The sequence below is a fragment of the Beijerinckia indica subsp. indica ATCC 9039 genome (assembly GCF_000019845.1).
In the GTDB taxonomy this organism is placed as follows: Bacteria; Pseudomonadota; Alphaproteobacteria; order Rhizobiales; family Beijerinckiaceae; genus Beijerinckia; species Beijerinckia indica.
The window spans coordinates 36,355-54,723 of sequence record NC_010581.1 but is presented as its reverse complement, the minus strand read 5'-3'; the positions used below and the strand labels follow the sequence as shown (position 1 = coordinate 54,723).

General features: G+C 61.0%; 18 protein-coding genes and 1 tRNA gene. 7 read left to right on the top strand and 12 right to left on the bottom strand.

From position 1 onward, the window contains the following. Positions 1-84 precede the first annotated feature (84 nt). The 4 genes from BIND_RS00255 to BIND_RS00240 form a co-directional block, all read right to left on the bottom strand. Positions 85-2,664, bottom strand: a complete 2,580-nt coding sequence (locus BIND_RS00255; RefSeq protein ID WP_012383068.1) for a TIGR02302 family protein — start codon at positions 2,662-2,664, stop codon at positions 85-87. A 34-nt stretch (positions 2,665-2,698) separates the two neighbouring features. Next, the gene (lysA, locus tag BIND_RS00250; protein ID WP_012383067.1) at positions 2,699-3,970 is read right to left on the bottom strand and encodes a diaminopimelate decarboxylase; all 1,272 of its coding nucleotides are present in this window, start codon (positions 3,968-3,970) and stop codon (positions 2,699-2,701) included. A gap of 215 nt (positions 3,971-4,185) precedes the next feature. Then, the gene (locus BIND_RS00245) at positions 4,186-4,569 is read right to left on the bottom strand and encodes a hypothetical protein (protein ID WP_041777842.1); all 384 of its coding nucleotides are present in this window, start codon (positions 4,567-4,569) and stop codon (positions 4,186-4,188) included. A gap of 125 nt (positions 4,570-4,694) precedes the next feature. Next, complete coding sequence (locus BIND_RS00240) at positions 4,695-6,161, bottom strand: helix-turn-helix domain-containing protein (protein WP_012383065.1); 1,467 nt, start codon at positions 6,159-6,161, stop codon at positions 4,695-4,697. Between the two features lie 246 nt (positions 6,162-6,407). Here BIND_RS00240 and BIND_RS00235 point away from each other — a divergent pair, with 246 nt between their 5' ends. The 4 genes from BIND_RS00235 to BIND_RS00225 all read left to right on the top strand — a co-directional run bounded on the left by BIND_RS00235 (position 6,408) and on the right by BIND_RS00225 (position 9,277). Further along, the gene (locus BIND_RS00235) at positions 6,408-8,000 is read left to right on the top strand and encodes an isocitrate lyase (RefSeq protein WP_012383064.1); all 1,593 of its coding nucleotides are present in this window, start codon (positions 6,408-6,410) and stop codon (positions 7,998-8,000) included. A gap of 189 nt (positions 8,001-8,189) precedes the next feature. After that, a complete protein-coding gene (locus tag BIND_RS21550; protein WP_158304343.1) occupies positions 8,190-8,348 on the top strand; it encodes a hypothetical protein in 159 nt (52 codons plus the stop codon). 228 nt (positions 8,349-8,576) lie between these two features. Next, positions 8,577-8,834, top strand: coding sequence for a hypothetical protein (locus BIND_RS00230; protein WP_012383062.1), 258 nt, complete (start codon positions 8,577-8,579; stop codon positions 8,832-8,834). Positions 8,835-9,187: 353 nt separating this feature from the next. After that, positions 9,188-9,277 (top strand) — tRNA-Ser (locus BIND_RS00225). Between the two features lie 199 nt (positions 9,278-9,476). Here BIND_RS00225 and BIND_RS21815 read toward each other — a convergent pair. The 8 genes from BIND_RS21815 to BIND_RS00190 form a co-directional block, all read right to left on the bottom strand. Further along, positions 9,477-9,635, bottom strand: coding sequence for a hypothetical protein (locus BIND_RS21815; RefSeq protein WP_012383061.1), 159 nt, complete (start codon positions 9,633-9,635; stop codon positions 9,477-9,479). Between the two features lie 20 nt (positions 9,636-9,655). Then, the gene (locus tag BIND_RS19880; protein ID WP_012383060.1) at positions 9,656-10,141 is read right to left on the bottom strand and encodes a Rossmann-fold NAD(P)-binding domain-containing protein; all 486 of its coding nucleotides are present in this window, start codon (positions 10,139-10,141) and stop codon (positions 9,656-9,658) included. A gap of 59 nt (positions 10,142-10,200) precedes the next feature. Then, a complete protein-coding gene (locus BIND_RS00215; RefSeq protein ID WP_012383059.1) occupies positions 10,201-11,235 on the bottom strand; it encodes an AraC family transcriptional regulator in 1,035 nt (344 codons plus the stop codon). 2 nt (positions 11,236-11,237) lie between these two features. Further along, complete coding sequence (locus tag BIND_RS00210; RefSeq protein WP_012383058.1) at positions 11,238-12,647, bottom strand: aldehyde dehydrogenase family protein; 1,410 nt, start codon at positions 12,645-12,647, stop codon at positions 11,238-11,240. 14 nt (positions 12,648-12,661) lie between these two features. After that, the gene (locus BIND_RS00205; protein WP_012383057.1) at positions 12,662-13,513 is read right to left on the bottom strand and encodes an oxidoreductase; all 852 of its coding nucleotides are present in this window, start codon (positions 13,511-13,513) and stop codon (positions 12,662-12,664) included. A 236-nt stretch (positions 13,514-13,749) separates the two neighbouring features. Continuing rightward, positions 13,750-14,055: a hypothetical protein gene (locus tag BIND_RS00200; protein WP_012383056.1), complete on the bottom strand. Its 306-nt coding sequence runs from the start codon at positions 14,053-14,055 to the stop codon at positions 13,750-13,752. 79 nt (positions 14,056-14,134) lie between these two features. Then, positions 14,135-14,548: a DUF2147 domain-containing protein gene (locus BIND_RS00195; protein WP_050764080.1), complete on the bottom strand. Its 414-nt coding sequence runs from the start codon at positions 14,546-14,548 to the stop codon at positions 14,135-14,137. A 107-nt stretch (positions 14,549-14,655) separates the two neighbouring features. Further along, a complete protein-coding gene (locus BIND_RS00190) occupies positions 14,656-15,507 on the bottom strand; it encodes an SDR family oxidoreductase (RefSeq protein ID WP_012383054.1) in 852 nt (283 codons plus the stop codon). A gap of 541 nt (positions 15,508-16,048) precedes the next feature. Between BIND_RS00190 and BIND_RS00185 the strand changes: the two genes are divergently transcribed. From BIND_RS00185 to BIND_RS00175, 3 genes are read left to right on the top strand one after another with little or no spacing between them, the layout of a single operon-like run. Further along, positions 16,049-16,711 carry a DUF2239 family protein gene (locus BIND_RS00185; RefSeq protein ID WP_012383053.1) on the top strand — a complete coding sequence of 221 codons (663 nt, stop codon included), beginning with the start codon at positions 16,049-16,051 and terminating at the stop codon, positions 16,709-16,711. After that, entirely contained in the window at positions 16,708-17,169 is a 462-nt protein-coding gene (locus BIND_RS00180) for a hypothetical protein (RefSeq protein WP_012383052.1), read from the top strand. The genes BIND_RS00185 and BIND_RS00180 overlap by 4 nt, the downstream gene beginning before the upstream one ends. Then, on the top strand, positions 17,166-18,074 hold the full coding sequence (locus BIND_RS00175; RefSeq protein ID WP_012383051.1) for an alpha/beta fold hydrolase: 909 nt from the start codon (positions 17,166-17,168) through the stop codon (positions 18,072-18,074). Before BIND_RS00180 ends, BIND_RS00175 begins: the two co-directional genes overlap by 4 nt. Positions 18,075-18,369: the final 295 nt, after the last annotated feature.

Below are 18,369 nucleotides of genomic sequence, written 5' to 3'. Positions count from 1 at the left end.
CCCTTTTCGAGCACGATCCTTCCCCGCCTTTTTTACAGCATCAAACCAAAAGTGATGCTGTAACCGCCTCGATCTCAAGACCGTTTAAAACGGACGCAGCAAACGTTCGAGATAATCGGTTTCCTCACGCGGACGATGTGGATCACTCAGGCGGCGGCGTAATTCCTCCAGAACTTGCTGCGCCCGTTGCGCCGCCGGAACGCCGAGCGGATCGAATTTCGCGCCCGGATTGAAAACAGGATTACCCGCCGTGGGCCGTCCAAGCGGATCGGATGAGCCCCTTCGGCCCTGATTGCTGGGCCCCTCTTCTTCGCCCTCGGCCTGGCCTTCCGCTTCACCCTCTCCCGAGCCTTGTTCGCCTTGTCGCCGCTGCAGGCTTTCGGCGAGTTTTTCGGCGCCCTGCCGCATGGATTGGAGCGCGCGCCCCTGCGCATCGGCCGCATCCTCGCGCCCGTCCGGTCCTTGCCCCAGGGCGTCTTCCGCCTCCTTCATGGCCTGTTCGGCATCGTCGAGGCTCTTTTCGCCCTGGCCGGTCTGTTTCAACCGCTTCTGAACCTCATCCAGACGCTGGCGCAATTGCTGCTGGCGTCGTTGCAGTTCCTCTTCCCCGGCATTGCGCCCCTTTTTATTTTTTTCATCGAAATTTTCAAAATCTTGCAAGGACATCTCATCGTTGCCGCGATAAGTGTCATCGCGCAGATCCTGCTGCTCGCGGCTCATCTTATTGAGGGCATCGATCGACCGGTTGGCCTCGGCCGCATGGGGATCAGGCTTGGCTCGGCGTCCCATGCGTAAATTGTCGAGAATATTGCGTAAGCGATCGAGCATCTTTTGCGCCTCGGCCTGATCGCCGGAACGTGCCGCCTCGCGCATATGATCGAGCATGGCCTGCAAATCCTTCGGCGCGATCTTTTGCGCCCGTGGATCGACCTTGGCTTGCTGGCCCCCCTCCTCGCTTTGTTGGAGACGCGCGAGTTCACCAAGAAAGGTCTCCATCGCCCGCCGCAGAGCCTCCGTGCGTTTCTCGATCTCCTCAGGCGGGGCATGGCGCTCGAGCGCCTCGCGCAATTGCTGTTCAGCGGCACGCAGATCACGTTCCGCATCGTTGAGATCGCCATTCTCGATGCGCAAAGCCATTTCCCAGAGATAATCGGCGACCTCGAGAAGATCGGCATCGGTCCGCGCCCCTTGCAGCCAATCGATGGCCACCCGCAGCCCGAGATAGGGCGCGGGAGGCATGCCGAAGGCGTCCGGAGCGATCATCAGGGATTCGAGCGCCGTCATGACCTTGGCGCGCTCGGACGGCATGAGCACAAGGTCCCGACGCTGCTCGACAAGAGCAGCAGCCAGAGGATTGAGAAAAGGTTTTTGCGGCAGGATGAGTTCGAGCGGCGGGCTCTGGCCCTCGTTACCGCCTTCATCATGGGCTTTCAAAACCATTTTGACGCGCGCACCGGCCCAGGGATGATCGGAGAGATCACCTGTCGTCTCCGCATCGCCCAGGCCGCCAGGGGCCGTCGGCAGGAGCAGAGGCATTTTCGGCGGATCGACCAGGGAACGGATCGGGCCATGTTCGCCATCAAGGCGTGGCTCGGTAAATTCGGCTTCGGCGCTGGCAACGCCATAATCATCCGAGATCCTGTAGCCAAGCGTCAGAGAACCCCGTGCATTGACGCGCGGGACTTCGGCCAAAGTGATGCGCGGTGGCTTGTCCGGAAGGGCAATCAGCTGAAACGTGCCGCGCGACAGACCGCCATGCTGGAGCGAGAGCGTCGCATCCCCGTTCAGGGTAAAACGTTTCTCGCGCTCGTCGCCGGCTGAGGCCTCATGCGGCGCAAGTCTTTCTGTCTCACCGAGATTGGCCTTATCGGGTTCGCTCACCTCGACGGCAGCCCCCTTGAGTTCGAAGGCCGCCCCCCAACCGGCAGAACGGATGATGAGCGTGGAGCCGACCGGCACTTCGAGTTTTGGGCCTGGGCGCGGATCGCCCGCCGTCAACAGGATCGGCGCCCGGCCGGTATAGGGCGGAGGGTCGATCCAGGCATCGAGCCGGGAGGGAATAGCGCTCGGCGCGGCGAGGCCCCAATCGAAAGCCGCCGCGACACGGGCATATTTTTGCGGCCCTGCGATGAAGCCGGTCGCCACGAGACCGACCAGAACTAAAGCGCGCAAGGCATAGGGATCGCGCTCGACGAGCCGGGGCGCGGGCCAACCGGTTCGCATGGCCGCGATGGCCGTCGCGGCGCGGCGCCGGTGCAAGGCCCAGAGGACTTCTGTCGCCGGATCCTGGCCCGGATTGGCAAGCCGGTCCTCAAGAACGAGGGCTGGATGATGGTCGAGCCCAGAGACTTGTTCGATGCGCTCCAGCGCCTGCCGCCGCGTCGGCCAGCGCCATTTCAGCATGGGCAGGCAGGCGGAGAGAAAGATCAGCGCGAAGGCAATGCACCCGAGGAGACGGCCGCGCGGCGGGAGAACAAGCCAGACTCCCGCGAAGGAAACGAGGACAAAGGCGCCCAGGACCAGAAGCGGAGGCATGAAGCCCCGCCACACCAATTCCCAAACCAGATTGGCGCGGGCCCGCCGGACAAGCTCATCAAGGCGGGTTGTCGCCGCCGCCGTTTCGGCGGGTCGAGGATCTGTCCCAGGCGCTTGTGTTATTGCCATGCCGGTCCCCGAAAGAAGGACGAAAAGGAAGAATTTACTCCAACCACGCCGGAATTTTGTCGAGCCCGATCAATTCCTCGTAAGTTCCGCGCGGCCGCACAACCGCATAGGCCGCTCCCTTGACGAGCACTTCCGGGACCAGGAGCCGCGTATTATAGGTACAAGCCTGCACCGCACCATAGGCACCGGCGGAAAGAATGGCGAGATAATCGCCCGGGCGTGGCTCCGGCATGCGGCGCGCGAGGGCTAGATAATCGCCCGTCTCGCAGACGGGTCCGACAATATCGGCGACCACACCCGGCGCGTCCTGCAGCGGCGGCCGCAACGGTGCGATCTCGTGATGCGCTTCATAAAGCGTCGGCCGCACCAGATCATTCATCGCCGCATCGACGATGACGAATGTCTTGTTCTCGCCCTGTTTGACATAAAGGACACGGGTGACGAGAACCCCGGCATTGCCGACGATGAGCCGGCCGGGCTCCAGGACGAGTTTCAGCCCCAGGCCACCAAGCCGCTTTTTGATGATCCCGGCATAGAGATCAGGGTGATAGGTTTCCGGATCATCACCTGAATGGTAGGGAATGCCAAGGCCACCGCCAAGATCGACATGATCGATGGCATGGCCATCGGCACGCAACAGGGCCACGAATTCGGCCGCCCGCGCAAAAGCATGATCGAAAGGCGTGAGATCGGTGATCTGCGAGCCGATATGCAGATCGACGCCGGTGATCGCGATGCCGGGCAGGTTTTTCGCCATGCGATAGACTTCGCGCGCCCGCGAAATCGGAATGCCGAATTTATTCTCCGATTTGCCGGTCGCTATTTTCGCATGGGTTTTGGCATCGACATCCGGATTGACCCGCAAGGCGATATGCGCCGTTTTGTTTCTTGCGACGGCAAGCGCCGAAATGGCCGCAAGTTCCGGCTCCGATTCGACATTGAAGCAGAAAATGCCTTCATCGAGCGCGAGAGCGATCTCCCGCTCCGTCTTGCCGACGCCGGAAAACGTGACGCGATCGGCCGGCACGCCTGCCGCGCGGGCACGGCGCAATTCCCCTTCCGAGACGACATCCATGCCGGCCCCCAGACGGGCCAGGGTCTGCAGCACCGCCTGGTTGGAATTGGCCTTCATCGCATAGCAGACGAGGCTATCCTGGCCCGCGAAGGCCGCCTTGAACACCTCGTAATGGCGCGTGATCGTCGCCGTGGAATAGCAATAAAAAGGCGTGCCAATCGTTTCGGCGAGGCGTTCGAGATCGACGTCCTCGGCGTGCATGACGCCGTTCCGCAGTGCGAAATGATGCATTCTAGAATTCCGGAATTAACGCATCGGGCCCCAAAGGGGATAGAGACCCTCGTATCGAGAATCACGGATTCTCGATACGTCACTTTTTAAACCGTATCCACTTGCCCTCATTGAACCGCGACGAGGCGCGCTTCAATGAGGGTGGATACTAGGGAATCGATCCGATGATCTTCAATGGACCTATCGGACCCAATGCAGGTCGAGCGTCCAATCGATCAAAGCAAGGGATCGAGGAAGAAAGATTTTTTCGGCTTCCCTTGCGACTTGCTCTGGACGGGTTGATTCGGCTGATCCAAAGCCTGGCCAATGGCGGGACCGCCGACGCCACCGATCGTGGCCGAGCCGCCATCGGATTGTTCGACACCGCCATAGCGGGAGCCGGAATAGGGATTGGCTTCCTGCACTGCCTGTTCGCTCGGCGCGCTCAGCGCCCCCGGCGGCGGCTCGGGCGGCCCGCGCCGGCCGCAGCCCGCGACACCAAGGCCGAGGAGGCAAAGGCCGGCGAGCACCATCGCACGCCTCCCAGGCGCACGCCCGCCAAGCAAGGATGGCCATGCGCCCCTTGCCACCTCGCCAACACGTCGTTCGATCATCTTCATGAAGGCGCTGTTCCTCGACACTGTCACGCTTCCACCGTCGCCTTCAACGCCTATCCTTCAAAGCCCGCGAGGAAAAGCCGGTTTTTTGGAAAAACGCCGGACGGCACGAAACGTCCGAGCGGGCCTTACAATTCGTTGAAGGTGATCGGTGAGACATTGCGCATATTCTCATCGACACGCAGATGCCGCAAGGCTGGCGGTGCCGACCGTTGCGGACACGCTTGACGGTCGCACAGGCGGCAATTGACGCCAACCGGAGTCGCATCGACCGTTTCAAGATCATGACCCTTGGCATAGATTAGACGGCGCGCATATTTGATCTCACAGCCGAGCCCGATGGCGAAACGCGGCTCGATCGCGCCCCAGGGCGTCACGGAGCGGCGCACGGTCCGGGCAATCGAAAACCATTGCGAGCCGTCGGTCAGTTCGATGATCTGCGTCAGGATGCGGCCTGGATCGCTGAAGGCCGCGTGCACATTCCACAAGGGGCAAGTCCCACCGGAATGGGCGAAGGGAAAACGGCCCGAGGAAAAGCGCTTCGAGACATTGCCAGCCATATCGACGCGCACCATGAAAAAGGGAATGCCGCGCAGGGTCGGCCGCGACAAAGTGGTCAGGCGGTGAGCGACCTGCTCGATGCTGGCGCCGAAACGCGCCGCCAGAACGTCGATATCATAGCCAAGCAGTTCAGCCGCGTCATGAAAACGGCCATAGGGCATCATCAAGGCGCCCGCGAAATAATTGGCGAGCGTGACACGGAGCAGACGCCGGCTCGTCTCGTCGCTGGTTTCGAGCCGTCCGGCGATCTCGTCGAGCAGGCCGCCGAATTTGACAAGGCCGAGTTGATAGGCCGCCTGAAAGGTGCGGCCCGGCTGATCCATCACCTCGGAAATCATCAATTGACGGCGATGATGATCATACCAGCGCAACCGATCGCCCATGACTTCGAGCGGCAGCGGCCTGACCCTAATATTGTGATGGGCGCGCAAATATTCCGACAGACCGTAAAACAATTCATGACCGGTCAAGGCGAGATCGGCGGCAAAGGTTTCGGCGGCTGCCTCGATTTCGGGAAAATGATTGCGCGCCTCGTTCAGGATCGCCCGCACGCGGTCGATCGGATTATCCGTCAGCACGGGCTCGGCGCGGTCGGGATCGAGGCCCGTAAAGGCCCCCGCCTCGCCGGCCTCGCGCGCCGCCGAATAGGCGCGATACAGACGCACCAGGGCTGACAGCATGGCGGGCGCATGTTCGGCGGCGTCCTGCATTTCGGCGCGCGGGATCGGAACCTCGCGAAAGAGTGGATCGGCAAGAATCTGATCCATCTCCCCCAAGGATTGTTCAGCCTCGACAGAGAGAAAATCGCGCGGGTCAACACCATAGACATCGGTGAGACGGATCAGGACCTGGACGGTGATCGGGCGCTGATTGCGCTCCATAAGGTTCAGGTAGCTCGGCGAAACATTGAGCTCCTCGGCCATGCGGGCCTGGGTGATCTGGCGCTCACGGCGCAGCCGTTTCAGGCGAGGGCCCGCGAAAATCTTGCGTGACGCATCGGCTTGACCGGCTGAATGGGCAAGAGTCTGGCTCATAAGGACCTGCTAGTTAGTAACTTTCTTTACACACTGACAAATTAACAATGTACGAAAATTACACCACAACCTCATTCCTTTACAAGCCACTTGTCTATTGCGGCCAGCAAGGGCATCTATTGGTCATCACGAATGACCTGAACCAAACAATTTGTCAATTCATGTGAATTCTGTCTGTCAATAACCGGGCGTTCCCGAACGCCCGGGCGCCGCAAAAAAATCTCCGATTGATCGAGGACTATGCTGATGTCTTATCAAGACCAAATTACCGAGGTGAGCCAGCTCATCAAGAGCAAGAACGGCACATGGGACGGCATCAATGCCGAGGCCGTCGTCCGGATGCGCTTGCAGAACCGCTTCAAAACCGGTCTCGATATTGCCAAATATACGGCAGCCATCATGCGCCGGGACATGGCGGCCTATGACGCAGACACCACCAAATATACTCAGTCGCTCGGCTGCTGGCACGGTTTCATCGGCCAGCAGAAGGTGATTTCGATCAAAAAGCATTTCGGCACGACCGAACGCCGCTACCTTTACCTCTCCGGCTGGATGGTCGCCGCGCTGCGTTCCGAGTTCGGCCCGCTGCCCGACCAGTCGATGCATGAAAAGACCTCCGTCCCGGCGCTTATCGAGGAGCTTTACACCTTCCTCCGCCAGGCCGATGCACGTGAGCTCAACGATATTTTCCGCGCCATCGACGCCGCCCGCAAGGCGGGAGACAGCGCCAAGGCGAAAGAGCTTCTGACCCAGGCCGAAAATCACCAGACCCATGTCATTCCGATCATCGCCGATATTGACGCGGGCTTCGGCAACGCCGAAGCGACCTATCTTCTCGCCAAGAAGATGATCGAGGCGGGCGCCGGCGCCCTGCAAATCGAAAACCAGGTCTCGGATGAAAAGCAATGCGGCCACCAAGACGGCAAGGTCACCGTGCCGCACGAGGATTTCTTGGCCAAGGTGCGCGCCTGCCGCTATGCCTTCCTCGAACTCGGCGTTGATGATGGCATCGTTGTCACCCGCACCGACTCTCTTGGCGCCGGTCTCACCAAGCAGATCGCGGTCAGCCACAAGCCGGGCGATCTCGGTGACCAGTACAATTCCTTCCTCGACGTGGAGGAAGTTCCGGCTGGCGGCGGCGCCAATGGCGACGTCATCATCAACCGCGATGGCAAGCTGTTCCGGCCGAAGCGGCTCCCGAGCAACCTCTTCCAGTTCCGCAAGGGCACGGGTGAGGACCGCTGCGTGCTCGATTCGATCACCTCGCTGCAGAATGGCGCCGACCTTCTGTGGATCGAGACCGAAAAGCCGCATGTCGAGCAGATCGCCGGCATGATGGACCGCATCCGCGCCGTCATCCCGAACGCCAAGCTCGTCTACAATAATTCGCCCTCGTTCAACTGGACGATCAACTTCCGTCAGCAAGTCTATGATGCCTGGAAGGAAGCCGGCAAGGATGTTTCCGCCTATGACCGCGCTGGCCTGATGGATGTGAAATATGACGGCAGCGATCTTGCCGCCGAGGCTGACGAAAAAATCCGCACCTTCCAGGCCGACGCCTCGAAGCGGGCAGGCATTTTCCACCACCTCATCACCCTGCCGACCTATCACACGGCGGCGCTGTCGACCGATAACCTTGCCAAGGAATATTTCGGCGAACAGGGGATGCTCGGCTACGTGCTGAATGTCCAGCGGCAAGAAATCCGCCAGAAAATCGCCTGCGCGAAGCACCAGAACATGGCGGGTTCCGACATTGGCGACGATCACAAGGAATATTTCGCTGGCGAAGCCGCGTTGAAGGCGGGCGGCGCCGACAACACGATGAACCAGTTCGGCTGAGAACTTTTTTGGACGGCGGGGCTGGGCTTGGCTCTGCCTCGCCGGGGTCAGCGTTCTGTCTAAAGACTGTTTCAGGTTTTCTGACATTTGGAACTGTTTTAGGCTTTTGTTCTGTGCCTTAAAGGTGGCGGCGGGCCGGTCAAAGGCCGGTTTTGCCGTCTGTTTCTCTTGAATGTGGAAGATGAGGCCATGAGCATGGGTGAGTTCCGGCCGGTGCAGGAAACGACGGAGACAGAACAGCAAAAGGCGATTCGCCGCGTCGCCGACGCCGTGACCGTCGCCGTCACCGGCTCGACCTCGACGCTCGCCGAATCGACGGAAACCGCGCAGTTCAAGGCCGCCGAATAAGAGAGCCTTCGCGCTCTGGGCCTTTGCTCCTTGAGCGTGATTTCTGGAGCATGACTTTTGGCCCACTGGCGATCTATCGCCGAAGAGGCCACAAGGAACGCTCAATAAACACAATGGTGAAACGGCCCGGCCGTTTCACCACATTCTTTTTATTCCTTTAAATAAAAAGGAATCTCCTCGAAGAGGAATCTGCCGCAACGGATGTTCCGGAACGGCTCAGGAAAGGGCATGGTCATGACTCAAATTGCCAATACGGGTGAATTTCTTCCCCTGCACCATGATCAGTCGGAAACGGATCAGGAAAAGGCGCTGCGCCGCGTCGCCGATGCTGTCCACCGCGTCAATGAAGCGATTATCCGCGCGGTCAGCGCCGGCGTTTCGGTGGAACTGGTGCGCACCTCCCGCTTTCACGACGGCAGCGGCAATTGGGGTGACCAGATGATCCCGATGATCCGGGCGACCGCGACGGCGGAAGACAAACACTGAAGCATCTCCTTCGACGAAAGCCCTCGAGCGGATCATGTCGTTGAAGAGAGTCTATTCTTAATGCGTGAAGCAGGAGTCGGAGACATCCGGCTCCTCGGATATTGAAACTGCCTTGCGGAGAATCTTCCCAGGCGCAATGCATGAAGCCCGGCGACCTCTCGCCTTACAAAGCAAGCGAACCGGGATATCGACCTCGGGGAGCCGGCAACCGAAGCCGCGTGGATCACCCTCTCACAAGGCCGCACAGTCGAAGCCCCGCCGATCCACAAGCGAGATCCTCAAGGGATCGCTTGTTTACGCCAAAACATCATGCTATTGCGCTGCACGGCCACGCAAGGACCAAGGCATCCTATGGAGAGGTGGCTGAGTGGTTGAAAGCACCGCACTCGAAATGCGGCATAGGTGCAAGCCTATCGGGGGTTCGAATCCCCCCCTCTCCGCCACCTTGCTAATAGCGACCGGTGATGCGAACCGATTGCCGCCAAAAGCCCGATTTTTCCGCCGATTATGCTCCTTGATTGAATAGACTTCCACTATGGGTATTTAGGGCCGACTGTGGTCAGCAGACGTCATCCTCGTTTGATGGCAGGAGCTGATCTGAGAGATGGCGGCCGTTCCATCGACAGCGGACCGAACAATTTTTTAGCGCGCGGGGGCCGCGAGGCGGCGCAGGTTATTGTTCTCATGAACGTTGCAGCCGGGTGCTGCCTGTCCGATGAGCGTGACGATCGCATCGGCCACCGTATCTGCGGGGACAGCGCCGTAACGCGACAATGGGCCAACCAGTATTGGCGTGAGCACTGCGAAAATCCTTTGGCCGATTACTTCCCACACCGCCGCTCGCCGCGCGTGCCGAGCAGGAAGCCCGGGCGGATAATATCGACGCGCTTGAAGCCGAGAGCCGTGACTGCCTGTTCGATCTTGCCCTTGGTCTGAAGGTAGAATCCCGGTCCACCGGCCCCTGCCGCGGTCACGAGGATGAACTGGCGCGCGCCTAGCGCTCTCGCACCTTGAGCGACGGCGAGGACATAGTCATGATCAACGCGGAACATCGCCGCCTGCGAGCCGGCCGTGGCGATAGGTCGTCCCCAGGCAGGAGATAGCGATATCGACGCCGTCGGGTGCGATCGACTCCAATGGCCTGCAGGTTCCTGGCAAAGCCGCTCGAAATTGATGGCATGGCCGTACCCCGACGCCCCGTTTCGAACGAGGCGGATAAGATCAACCTCGGGTGTGCCAGCCAGTCGGGTGCCGACGAGGCCACCCACCAATCCGGTGCTGCCGGCAAGAAGAATGCGACGGGTCATCTGGCTGCACCTTTTCGAGGCGGATCGTAATCCTGACCTTCTTGCACTGCTTGGCCGCTTCAATGGAGACCGGCGGTTTCAAGTGCGCGGGGCCTGTTCATATTCGTCTCGCGCCAGCGGTTCGGCGGCATGCCTTCCCATTCCCGGAAAGCGCGGTAGAAGGACGTGGTGTCCTGATAGCCGAGCAGGCAGGCCACTTCATCGATGTCCGTGGCGGGGTCGGTCAGGAGATGGCGACCAAGATCCCGGCGAGCTTCCGACAGCAGATCACGAAAGGTCGATCCTTCCTCGGTGATACGCCGCTGGAGGGTTCGATCGCTCATGCCGAGTTGCTTTGCCACGTCGGAGAGGCCGGGCTGGCCGCTCGCCAAACTGCGTTTCACCACGATCTTCACCTGTTCGGCGATCGAACTCTGCGCCTCCAACTCACCGAGCGCCGCCCCGAGGGCCGGCGTCAGCATCTCCAGCATCTCGGGATTGTGTCCCGGGAACGGACGATCGAGATCGGCGGCGTCGAGCACCAAAAGGTTCCGCGGGGCCTTGGTACGGATCGGGCAGCCGAAATATTCCGCATGAATTGCGTCTATCGGTCCCGGCCGGGTCAGCTCCAACCGACGTGGCACGATGGTACGCCCGGTAGCGCGCCGTCCCAGTTCTACCAACGTGGCGAAAGTAATATCGACGGATATGCTGGGTTCGGCTGCCGCGGCGAAGGGCCATTCGGTGGAGATGGTGCAGTCGCCACCCGCCTCGACGACCTGCAACTGCTCTGGGGTGCACAGGCGCTTGAACCGTGCGAGCCGGGTCAGCCCGTCGCGATAGTCGCGGGCATAGAAGGCGGCGAGGCTCGACGGCGGATGGACCGCCGTATCGACGGATTGCACCATTCGGATGCCAAGCGCGGAGTCGCCGGACAGGTCCGCCATCGCCTGCATCAGCGAGAAATACTGCGCCGTGGTGACGAAGACTTGTGTGCCCAGATGAAGCGTTGCCGGCAGCCGCGCCTGCCGCAACAGCGCGGCCGACGGGATGTCGAACTGCTCAGCTGCCCGCCAGAACGCCTGCGGGATCTTGCACTTGTCGACCTGTGCCATCATCAGACTCCCACGATCGCCTTGGTCTCAAGATATTCTTCAAGACCCGCCAGCCCCCAGATGCGGCCGTTGCCTGACTGTTTGTAGCCACCGAACGGCGCCTGGAGGTCGGGCTGCGCGCCATTGAGAATCACCTGTCCCGCCCGCAGGCGGGATGCCACGTCCTGGACGGTCTTGTCGTCGCTACCGTCGACATAGGCGGCAAGGCCATAGGGCGTGTCATTGGCGATCTCGACCGCCTCGTCCACCGTGTCATAGGCGATCAGCGACATGACCGGCCCGAAGATTTCCTCGCGAGCAACCGTCATATCGTTGCGGACATCGGCAAAGACGGTCGGGCGCGCGAACCAGCCTTCGTCCGCCACCTCGGGATGACCGGGGCCGCCGGCAAGCAGCGTCGCGCCCTCGTCGATGCCCGACTGGATGTAACGCTGCACCGTGTGCCACTGGGCTTCGTTAGCGACCGGACCCATATCGACGTCGGTCAGCGGATCGCCGACCCGGATTGCCTCGGCCGCCGTGCGGATCATCGCCTCGAGTTCGGCCTTGTGGGCACGCGGAACCAAGGTGCGCGTGGGCGCGGCGCAGGTCTGGCCGGAGTTGCTCATGACCTTGGCGACGGCGCCCTTCGCGGCTGCTTCGAAATCGGCGTCCGGCAAAATGATGTGCGGTGACTTGCCGCCAAGCTCCAGGCTGACGCGCTTGACCGTCTCGGCGGCATCCTTCTGCACCTGGATTCCCACGCCGGTCGAACCGGTGAAGGCGATCATATCGACATCCGGGTGGCGGCTGAACGCCATGCCGATCACCGAACCCCGCCCGTTGACGAGGTTGAACACGCCTTTCGGCACGCCGGCCTCGTCGAGAATCTCGGCCAGGACCTGATTGGTGTAGGGCGTGCCCGGCTTCAGGATCATCGTGCAACCGGCGGCGAGCGCGGGTGCGATCTTTTCCGCCGATTGGAGCGAGGGATAGTTCCATGGCGGGATCAATCCGGCGACGCCGATCGGCTCTTTTACGATCCGGGTTCCTCCCTGAACGAGGGCAAAAGGATAATCGCCGATCGCCTTGGCAAGAAAGCGGAACTGTCCAGTGCCCGCACCGACGGTCATGCGGGCGAAGGCGATCGGCATGCCGATGTCCAGCGTCACCGCCTGCGCCATGTCCTCCGCGCGCGCCTCATGAACCTCGGCGATGCGGTTCAGCAGGGTCGCGCGTTCCTCCACGCTTGTCCGGGAATAGCCCGCGAACGCCTGCCGCGCGACAGCCACTGCACGCTTGACGTCCTCGGCCGTACTGAGCGCCATTCGGCCCGACACTTGGCCAGTGGCGGGATTGATGATGTCCCGCGTATCAACTCCAGCTGAAGCGACCCAGGCGCCATCAATGTAGTTCTTCAGGATATCGCGCATCGCAGAGACTCCGACTAAACCTTCTGGCCCTTCAAGGCTTTGGAGATGCCGGTCGCCGTCCGCATCATGCCGTCGAAGGCGCGGTCGGACAGGATGCCGCGCATGAAGATCATCGGCTTTGCCCCGAAACCGATCGCATAACGGGTCTTTGGCTTGGACGCAGTCACGGCCTTGGCGATCGTGTCCGCAATGATCTGCGGCGGTGACTGGCGCTTGACGCTGGCGTCGCCGATCATGGATTGCGCCATGGCATTGGCCTGCGCGGCATAGAGGCCGTGACCCGAAGTCTGGCGCAACTTGTCAGCGGCTATACCGGCCCACTCCGTCTTGATGCCACCCGGTTCGATTACGACGACGTCGATCCCGAAGGGCTGCACTTCCATGCGCAGGCAATCGCTGATCGCCTCCAGCGCGAATTTGGTGCCGTGATACCAGGCGCCGAGCGGGGTGTGGATCTTGCCGCCCATCGAGGTGATGTTGACGATCGTGCCCGAACGCTGCGCCCGCATATGCGGCAGGGCAAGCTGGATTAGCCGGACGGCGCCGAAGACGTTGACCTCGAACTGGGCGCGCGCCTCCTCTATCGGCACGTCCTCGACTGCGCCGTAGGAGCCGTATCCGGCATTGTTGACGAGCACATCGATCCGGCCCTCCTCGGCGATGATCTTGTCGATGCCAGCCTGCATCGAGGCGTCATCGGTGACGTCCATCGCCAAAATCCGGATATCGGACTTGGTCAGGTGTTGCATCCGGTCAACGCGGCGGGCCGCGCCATAGACCGTGCAGCCAAGCTCCTTAAGTTTGAGGGCGGTGGACTCGCCGATGCCCGATGAGGCGCCGGTAACGAGTGCGACTTTTGTGGTCATGGCGTAGTTCCTTTTGTTCGAACCGATTGCTTTTGCTGCCCTGGCACGGCGGCAATGTCTTCTGGACGATAAGTAGCTAAGCCAACACGCCATCACATTGGCTCTTTATGCCATAAAATTTGCACATTACGCCAACGCGTTGACGCAATGTGCCCGCTCCGAGTCCCTCGACAACGTACTTCGCAGCAAGTGATGCCCCCCATGAAGCTGTTACCGAGCGCAAGAAGGACGATGGCCTAGCCGGTCTTGCCGTCATCTGACGCCGCCAATGGGGCCGGAGCACTAAAAGGAGGACGGTGGACAATGCGATAGACGGCGGCAGGCGGGACGTTCTGCATTGTCTTGCCGACGAAGCTCGCCTTGAGGCCGAGCCGATCGGGGATGGGTCGTGGAACAGGGCAGCGCGGGCCGTAGGTGAACTGATAGAAAGAGCCTCCGGTCCGCAGATGCCAGAACGATCCCGCAAGGATTGCCACGGACGATTGCGCCCAAGCTTTCCACTTAACCAGACGAGCGGCATAAGCGGTCCGTGCGGCCGGCATGCCGTCGTGCAGTTTCGGCTTCCAGGTAAATGGCCTGCCGCCCCCAAGTTCGCCGTGGCGACGCGGGGGCGGCGTGGCTTCAAAAGCGGTGAAATTCCCGGGTCTGCCCCAGAAGAGAAATGCCGAGATAGCCTCTGAGCAACATCTTGTTGCCCTTCATTTCGACTTTGCACTTATAGGTGCTGCCGGACGAGGCGTCATAAAGCGAGCCCCCGGTCCATTCGCCGTTATCCCAATGCAGTCCGTGGATGAATACGATGTTCTCGAGGGAGTGGCTTCGTAGCGTAGGATCGGGGTTCTTGGTGTCTTTCTTGAACGTCGTATTGTCGGCTTCCATGATCTGATTGCCGAAGAGAAGATGAGCCCAAAACTCCGCTCCCGATTTGAACATCTCAAGCTTTACGCTGCCGTCATCTGCTGCCCATTTGCCAAGTATGGCGTCTTGCGATGTCTGTTGAGCGAACGCGGGGCCAGCTATGGCCAAGGTTGTCATGGCCAACGCCCCGAAAAGCAGCGATCGGCGGGATGCCGTCAATGTGTGCATGAAGTCGATCCTCGTTGTTTGGCCGCATGGCCCGGCTGTCTGTGATCGAGCGGCTCTTACAGCGTCGCTATGGTGTGCTGTTTGCCGTTGCCCTGAGCGGCGTTGGATTCGGCCTCCCATGCCTCCCAGGCGGAAAGCCGCGCTGAATAGGCCGCGCGTGCCACTGGCAGACCTTCCGTGCCGAGGAAAAAACGCAACGGCGGCGTTTCCACATCCACCAGCTTCAGGATGGCCGCAGCTGTCGCACGCGGATCGCCGAATTCCATCTTCGCTCCGGCTGTGAACGCTTGCTCCCGCAGTGGGGCATAAGCCTCAAGGCCTTCTGAAATCTTGAGGGAGGTGGCGCTGGCAAAATCTGTGGCATAAGCGCCGGGCTCGATCAGCGTCACCTTGATGCCAAAGCCTTCGACTTCCTGGGCAAGCGCCTCGTGCATCGCTTCGACTGCCCATTTCGACATGTTGTAGGCGCCTGCGATCGGATTGGCGACGATGCCTGCCACGCTAGAAACGCTGACGATGTGACCACTCCCCTGCGCCCGCAGATAGGGAAGAGAAGCCTGGATGACGCGGAGCATTCCGAACACATTGGTGTCCAGCTCGGCGCGAAGATCCTTCTCATCGACTTCCTCGATCGCGCCGACCAATGCATATCCTGCGTTGTTCAGGACAACGTCCAGCCGCCCGAAGTGCCGGTGCGCGTCTGCGACTGCTCGCCTGACGCCATCTGCATCGGTGACGTCAAGCTGAAGAGGCAACACCTTATCGCCGAAACGGCTGGCTAGCTCCGAAAGGCTTTCCGTATTGCGGGCTGTGGCGGCAACTTTGTCGCCACGTTCAAGCGCAGCTTCGGCCCAGATGCGGCCAAAGCCCCTCGATGCACCTGTGATGAACCAGATTTTTTCCGACATACTGTTGATCCTTGTTGCTACGAAGGCGAACAAGAATGGCAGGCGAAATATGCGGAAGCATTGGCGCAGGGCGCCACCGCTTTTGCTTGCGACGCCAATCGTGGTTTTGGCCCAGCCAGGCTCATGCCAATAGTGGCTCCGGGTGCCCAGGGCCGGAGATTGACTGATTGGCAGCAATGAGAAGGCTTAGCGGAAATGTCCCGTCGAACGTCCACTATGGCCGCCATCAGCTACCTAAATGCCGCTGAAAACCGCCAATTTCCGCATTACCATGAGTATCCACATAAATATCAGATGGTTATAACGATCTCATAGTTCTCGTCTTCATCGGGCGCTGCCCGCCATCTTGGCCGAAATGGCCCATTTTAAGAACGGCTTACCGCCGAACGCCCCCGGTTTCCTTCCATATCCCTTTCGATCAAGGGCGGAACTTCGTGCGGTGAACCAGCCGTCCGATAAAGTAGTCGTATATTACCCGGACATAATTGACGGTGATATTTCACCCGGGTATTAATAGCGCATGCATTCTGGCGAGCGCGATATGTCCGATTCCCTGACCAAACCCTGCACGGCTTTCACTGGCCGGCAATTGCTGTTTTCCGGTCCGCTGGCGGATGTGGCCATTGCGGTCGCGCGGTCCGCCGGGACGGCGGATGCGGTCCTCGTGTTCGACGATGCGACAGGCTGTGTCGTCGATCTCGATCTACGCGGCAGCGATGCGGAGATTCTCGAGCGGCTCTCCGAGCCTCCAAAACCGCATGCGGGTCGCTATCGTCCCAAAGCCGATGCGACCTCCGGCAATGGGGAACCAGAGGACGGGCAGAGGGGCCGCGGGCGGCCGAAACTGGGCGTTGTCGCCCGCGAAGTAACCTTGCTGCCGCGGCAATGGGAGTGGCTAGCGACCCAGCCGGGCGGCGCGTCGGCGACACTGCGGCGTCTCGTGGACGATGCCCGCAAGGCGCTGCATCCGCGCCAGCAAAGGCGGGCGGCGCAGGAGGCCGCGTATCGATTCATGCAGGCGATCGCCGGTGACCTGCACGGCTACGAGGAGGCGACGCGCGCCCTTTTCGCGGACAACCGCTCCGCGTTGGAGGAGCGGATCGCGGCTTGGCCGGAGGACATCCGGGCCTATGCCATGCGCCTCGCCTTCGGCTCTTCCACTCACCCGGATCAAGACCGAACGACAGGGGAAAAACGCCAATGAGCAGGTCCGAACCCCTTTCGTATATCGAGCCGACACAGGAAGCCGGCCGGCTGTTCATGCAGCGCGGCCTTACCGGTCCCATTGCGATGCTCAATCTGCTTAAGTTCAGGGATGCCGCCGACTATTCCGCCCATCCCGAACTGGCGCCCGCCATGCCGATCAGCGGCGCCGAGGCCTTCAACCGCTATGTCCGGCATACGCTGCCCTATTTGCGCGAAACTGGGGGCGATGTTCTGTTTCTCGGGGCGGGCGGAGGGTTCCTGATCGGTCCCGCCGACGAGCGGTGGGACATGGCGATGCTGGTCCGGCAGGCGAGCGTCGCGTCCTTCCTCTCCTTTGCTGGCAACGAGGGATATCTCGTCGGTCTTGGTCATCGCGCGGCAGCCATCGAGGATTCGCGTCTTCTGCCCCTCTCCGAATTGCGGCTCCCTCTCAGTCCGAATGGAACAAGTTCATGACCCGGACGAAAGCCAACGACATTGAACTGGCTTGGGACAGTTTCGGCAATTCCACAGATGAAACCATCCTTCTGATCTCCGGGCTTGGAGCACAGATGCTCCGGTGGACGGTGCCCTTTTGCGAAGCGCTCGCCGCAATGGGGTATCGCGTCATCCGCTTCGACAACCGGGATGCCGGCTGCTCCACGCATTTCAGTGCTTCGGCCCCGCCGGATTTCGGGGCGCTGGCCGTCGCGCTGATGGCGGGGCGACGGCCCGATGTTCCCTATACGCTTCACGACATGGCGGCCGATGCCACCGGTCTCCTCGACGCGCTCGGCATCGCGCGGGTCCATGCCGTTGGCCGGTCGATGGGCGGCATGATCGCGCAGGTCCTGGCGAGCGAACATGCCGACCGTGTCCTTTCGCTAACCTCGATCATGTCGAGCACGGGCAATCCGGCCCTGCCTCAGGCGGCCCCCGATATGATGGCGATGATGATGCGTCCCGCGCCCGATCCCGCTGTCGATCCGGACGGCTTTCTGGCGGTGCGTCTCGCCTTCGCGCGCAGGATTGCCGGAACGGCCTATCCGTTCGACGAGGACGTCCATCGTGCCCTTCTGCTGGAAGAAGCGGGACGCTGCTATGATCCGGCCGGGATCGCGCGGCAGATCGCGGCCATGGCGGTGGCGGGAGACCGGCGCGCGCGTCTGGCGACGATCACCGCGCCTGCGCTCGTCATTCATGGGACCGTCGATCCGCTGATCCCGCTAGCCTGCGGCCACGATACGGCGCTTTCAATCCCCAACGCGATCCATAGGCCGATCGAAGGCATGGGACACGACCTGCCACCCGAACTCGACCAGACGGTGATCAACGCGATCTGCGACGTGGCGAAGAAGGGATCGCATCATCCAGGAGCATGAAGCCCTCTATGGCGCGCCATAACCACCTATAGCCCGCCATGGCCGCCGAAACCCGCCGCTTGCCGCATGATTTGAGAGATAGGTATATTCGTCATAGGCTTATGGTGATTTCGTAGGGTTCATCTTCGTCGGGCGCTGCCCGCCAGCCCCGCCGATTTCCCTCTATGGCCCGATATTACCACCGACCATCGCATACCACCACGCGGGATAGGAACCACCGATTCCACGCTATAGCCCGATACGGCACCATCAAATCATATTTGAATCCAGCCGATATCGTCCCGTCGAACATCTG

Excerpts from the sequence above, each read along its gene's own strand:
- BIND_RS00230 (WP_012383062.1), top strand. The coding sequence starts at position 8,577 with ATGGTCATGACTCAAATTGCCAATACGGGTGAATTTCTTCCCCTGCAC.
- BIND_RS00255 (WP_012383068.1), bottom strand. The coding sequence starts at position 2,664 with ATGGCAATAACACAAGCGCCTGGGACAGATCCTCGACCCGCCGAAACG.
- lysA (WP_012383067.1), bottom strand. The coding sequence starts at position 3,970 with ATGCATCATTTCGCACTGCGGAACGGCGTCATGCACGCCGAGGACGTC.
- BIND_RS00200 (WP_012383056.1), bottom strand. The coding sequence starts at position 14,055 with ATGCCGGCCGCACGGACCGCTTATGCCGCTCGTCTGGTTAAGTGGAAA.
- BIND_RS19880 (WP_012383060.1), bottom strand. The coding sequence starts at position 10,141 with ATGACCCGTCGCATTCTTCTTGCCGGCAGCACCGGATTGGTGGGTGGC.
- BIND_RS00195 (WP_050764080.1), bottom strand. The coding sequence starts at position 14,548 with ATGACAACCTTGGCCATAGCTGGCCCCGCGTTCGCTCAACAGACATCG.
- BIND_RS00210 (WP_012383058.1), bottom strand. The coding sequence starts at position 12,647 with ATGCGCGATATCCTGAAGAACTACATTGATGGCGCCTGGGTCGCTTCA.
- BIND_RS00235 (WP_012383064.1), top strand. The coding sequence starts at position 6,408 with ATGTCTTATCAAGACCAAATTACCGAGGTGAGCCAGCTCATCAAGAGC.
- BIND_RS21550 (WP_158304343.1), top strand. The coding sequence starts at position 8,190 with ATGAGCATGGGTGAGTTCCGGCCGGTGCAGGAAACGACGGAGACAGAA.
- BIND_RS00205 (WP_012383057.1), bottom strand. The coding sequence starts at position 13,513 with ATGACCACAAAAGTCGCACTCGTTACCGGCGCCTCATCGGGCATCGGC.
- BIND_RS00175 (WP_012383051.1), top strand. The coding sequence starts at position 17,166 with ATGACCCGGACGAAAGCCAACGACATTGAACTGGCTTGGGACAGTTTC.
- BIND_RS00245 (WP_041777842.1), bottom strand. The coding sequence starts at position 4,569 with ATGAAGATGATCGAACGACGTGTTGGCGAGGTGGCAAGGGGCGCATGG.
- BIND_RS00215 (WP_012383059.1), bottom strand. The coding sequence starts at position 11,235 with ATGGCACAGGTCGACAAGTGCAAGATCCCGCAGGCGTTCTGGCGGGCA.
- BIND_RS00180 (WP_012383052.1), top strand. The coding sequence starts at position 16,708 with ATGAGCAGGTCCGAACCCCTTTCGTATATCGAGCCGACACAGGAAGCC.
- BIND_RS00190 (WP_012383054.1), bottom strand. The coding sequence starts at position 15,507 with ATGTCGGAAAAAATCTGGTTCATCACAGGTGCATCGAGGGGCTTTGGC.
- BIND_RS00240 (WP_012383065.1), bottom strand. The coding sequence starts at position 6,161 with ATGAGCCAGACTCTTGCCCATTCAGCCGGTCAAGCCGATGCGTCACGC.
- BIND_RS00185 (WP_012383053.1), top strand. The coding sequence starts at position 16,049 with ATGTCCGATTCCCTGACCAAACCCTGCACGGCTTTCACTGGCCGGCAA.